This window comes from Desulfosporosinus sp. Tol-M2 (assembly GCF_059735615.1).
In genome coordinates this window covers 1-3726 of the sequence record NZ_JCAIJG010000012.1, presented here as the reverse complement: position 1 = coordinate 3726, position 3726 = coordinate 1, and the positions used below count along the sequence as shown (strand labels likewise).

4 protein-coding genes are annotated in these 3726 nt (G+C 41.3%); all 4 read left to right on the top strand.

What is annotated here, in order from left to right; translation table 11 throughout:
• The coding region (locus AC6I5A_RS00295; RefSeq protein WP_034610336.1) for a M23 family metallopeptidase at positions 1-477 on the top strand (477 nt) is incomplete at its 5' end.
• A 94-nt stretch (positions 478-571) separates the two neighbouring features.
• The gene (locus tag AC6I5A_RS00290; protein WP_052167789.1) at positions 572-1030 is read left to right on the top strand and encodes a YbgC/FadM family acyl-CoA thioesterase; all 459 of its coding nucleotides are present in this window, start codon (positions 572-574) and stop codon (positions 1028-1030) included.
• A gap of 389 nt (positions 1031-1419) precedes the next feature.
• The gene (locus AC6I5A_RS00285; protein ID WP_034610337.1) at positions 1420-2670 is read left to right on the top strand and encodes a D-alanyl-D-alanine carboxypeptidase family protein; all 1251 of its coding nucleotides are present in this window, start codon (positions 1420-1422) and stop codon (positions 2668-2670) included.
• Positions 2670-3719: a sporulation integral membrane protein YtvI gene (gene ytvI / locus AC6I5A_RS00280; protein ID WP_034610334.1), complete on the top strand. Its 1050-nt coding sequence runs from the start codon at positions 2670-2672 to the stop codon at positions 3717-3719. The genes AC6I5A_RS00285 and ytvI overlap by 1 nt, the downstream gene beginning before the upstream one ends.
• Positions 3720-3726: the final 7 nt, after the last annotated feature.

Genomic DNA, 3726 nt, shown 5'->3' with positions numbered 1-3726 from the left:
GTTATCGAAGAAAAAATAGCCAAGCAACCCGTTACGCAAGTCGTAGCCAAAGGGCCCGGGCTCACCGCTGTTTCTCTGGCTAGAGCCGCTTCCAGAGGATCGAACAGCGCCACTGGGATTGTCTGGCCCTTAAGAGGTCCGATTAATTCTCCTTATGGGTATCGTTGGGGCTGTTTTCATAACGGTCTAGACATTGGCGGGGGCACAGGCAGTTCCTATTTCGCTGCTGCTTCAGGGAAAGTAGTTGCAGCAGGATGGGCTGGAGGATACGGTAACATGATTCTTATTAACCACGGTAACGGTGTGGAAACACGTTATGCCCATTCCTCAAAACTTCTGGTTTCTGTCGGCCAACAAGTAAAACAAGGTCAGAGGATTGGATTGGTTGGCTCAACCGGGCATTCGACAGGTCCCCATCTGCATTTTGAGCTCATTATTAATGGTTCTGCGGTCAACCCCTCGATCTATTTACGATAGATGTTTATTTTCTATATTTTTTATCAAGCGCCCTGAGCACTTAAGAGGGTGCAAAGTCTTTATGATTAGACAAAACCTTAAGGGGGGACTATAGTTGGGATTGTCTTCCGAAACACATGTACGTGTTCGTTATTCTGAAACAGACCAAATGGGTATCGTTTATCATTCTAATTATCTTGTTTGGTTTGAAGTCGGAAGAGCCGAACTTTTTCGGGAATTAGATCTCCCGTATACTAAAATTGATGAACAGGGTTTAGGTTTGGCGATTATCGATGCCAATTGCCACTATCGCGTACCCGCACGCTATGATGATGACCTCGTTATTATTACCAGGTTGGATCACATATCTGCGCGCTCAGTACGTTTTTATTACCGCATTTATCGAGAGGAAACCCTCTTGGCTGAAGGTAAAACAGTTCACGTGTTCATTAACAAAGAAGGCCGTCTCGCGGACGTTCGTCGGTACGTATTCTGGACTCGTTTGCAAGAAATCATCGAGAAACATAAAGAAAACTTGGCTGGCGTCAAGCCTTTGAGAGATAGCCAAGGATGACCGGGCTTGCCACATAAGAATTCTTAAAATAAATGTCTGTCAAAATGATGGACATTTATTTATTATACTTTCTGCAGGACAATACTTATTTTCCTCGAATAACTAAATATTGGTTGCCTATAAGGAAAAGCGGGGCCAATGTATTTGCAATTTGCAGGAATATACGATATGTTTTGACATTAGACAAGCAACATCGACAGAGTTCTTAGCGTCAGATGGAGTTTTACTCCACCTGACAGTTAGAAATCGTTATCCAGGAGCTGTACAGTTCATATCTCTCTCTTAAAGAAGAAGGCCACTTGGAACTGTTAGCTATCGGATAAATATTTCGTTAAAGGGGGAAGAGTGAGCAATTGAAATACATCATGAATAAGAAGAGTTCTTCGTTGTTGAAATTCTTCACTGCTTTTCTCCTTACCATATTGATACTCTTTAATGTTGCTCCCAACGCATTTGCGGAAGACCCTTCTGCAAAAGAACCTCAAATACGTGGAGAGGGCGCCTATTTAATCGATGTATTATCTGGTCAAACCCTCTTTATGAAGAATCCGGATAAGCCACTGGAGCCTGCAAGCACAACCAAAATTATGACTGGTCTCTTGGCACTTGAGCATGGAAATTTAGATGATATCGTAACTGCGAGTTCTTCTATGCTTAATAACAAGCTCGTCTATGGCACACAAATATATCTTGAGCCTGGGGAAAAAATGCCCTTAAAGGACCTTCTTTATGCTTTACTGTTAAACTCCGCCAACGATGCGGCTGTTGTAATTGCAGAACATGTAGGAGGCAACTTACCAAAATTTGTCGAAATGATGAATAAACGTGCTCTTGAAATAGGAGCTTCCGAGACCCATTTCCTTAATCCGAGTGGATTAACTGAGATTGGGCACGTCACGACGGCTCACGATTTAGCACTTATTGCGCGAGTTGCCTATCAAAATCCCCTATTTGCCAACTATGTTCGTACTAAATCACAAACTATTTCCCGATCAAAACCGGATATTCCCAGGCTAATGGTTAATGAAAATAAATTGCTTTGGAGAGACTCAAACGTTGATGGCATTAAAACAGGATACACAACTGCTGCTCAAAATTGTCTTGTCGCATCAGTGACCAAGGATGGACGACAACTCATAGGCGTGATCCTTAAATCTCCGGGACGTGAAATCTATACAGATATGCAGGCTATGTTTGAGTATGGCTTTACTCAGTTTGAAGAGACTGTTTTTAAACCTTCAGGATCGGTGATTGCAACAATTAAAGTGAATAATTCACCGGTTGATCTAATTATCGACCGTCCGATTTATATGACTCAGAAACTCCACGAACAAAGTCCGGTATTAAATTTATGCGTCATACCGACTTCTTCCAGTCCTCTTAGTTCTGTACAAGCGGATCAAATTGTTGCCCACGTCGAAGTTCTGGACGGGAACAAACTAGTAAACACGCTTCCTTTAAAATCCTCGCGGACAATTTCACCTTCACTTGTAAGCCGTTTGCGTTTAAATTATATTTCCTGGCTTCAGGGATTCATACTCCTGGGAGTCGTAATATTACTCCTCATCAGCCAAAAAAAATACGCTGATAGGCGTTGGCGCAGACAAATACAACATCCGAGGAGAAGGGAGTCCAATTAGTGAATCACGTGACCAAAGCATTCTTTACTCAAAGTTTAAAATTCATTTCCTTTTGGGTAGTTGTTGGCGGATTAATCTTTCTCGTAGGGCACTTTATTTATTTGTTCTTGCCCTTTCTTCTTGCGTTTATTATGACAGTATCCATCAATCCTCTTAGGAACTTTCTAATTCGTAAATTCCGCTTTCCCCGAGGAATTGCTGTTTTAACAGCTATGATCGTGGAAATAGGTGGATTTGGCGTAATTATTGTTCTGATAGTTATTCGTCTGATTCAAGAAATTCAGGACATTTATTTTAATTGGCCACATTATAATGATTTGTTGCAAAACTTTTTTACTCATTGGCTAACCAAATTAGAAATTTATTATCTCAAATTACCAGGTACCGATATTGAGACCATAAACAATACAGTTAAGGAATTCATCAATACTATCCCCGCTGTACTGACCAGTATATTATCGATGGCTGCTAAAATCCCGGAAATCATTATTATTATTGCTATTGCCTTAGTCGCGACTTTTTTTATGTCCAAAGGTTCCCAACGCTATCTCAACGAAATTTTAAATATCTTTCCCCTGGAATGGCGCGAGCATATCAGTGAATTAGGCCGGGATTTTTCTCGTGCCTTTGCAGGTTTTATCCGGGCGGAATTCATTATCTTTTTAATTACTTTGTTTCTATCCATCACCGGATTAATGTTATTCCACACAAGATATGCGATTTTCATAGGGACCGTAACTGGGATCTTTGGTATACTTCCGGTTTTAGGAGTGGGTATTGTCCTTGTCCCTTGGTCTATTCTCGCCTTAATAAGTGGGCATAGCCTGTTGGCTATCCAGCTTCTACTCCTAACGACTCTGATCACAGTTCTGAGACACATTATTGAACCAAAAATTCTTGGAGACAATGTAGGACTCGATCCACTCTTTGTTCTCATTAGCATGTATATTGGGCTGGCATCCACTGGAGTGATTGGCTTAATCTTAGGTCCGTTTATTCTTATTGCTTATCAAGCTTTGCGTAAGGCAGGGGTCTTTCGAAATCTGTAAGCAGTGA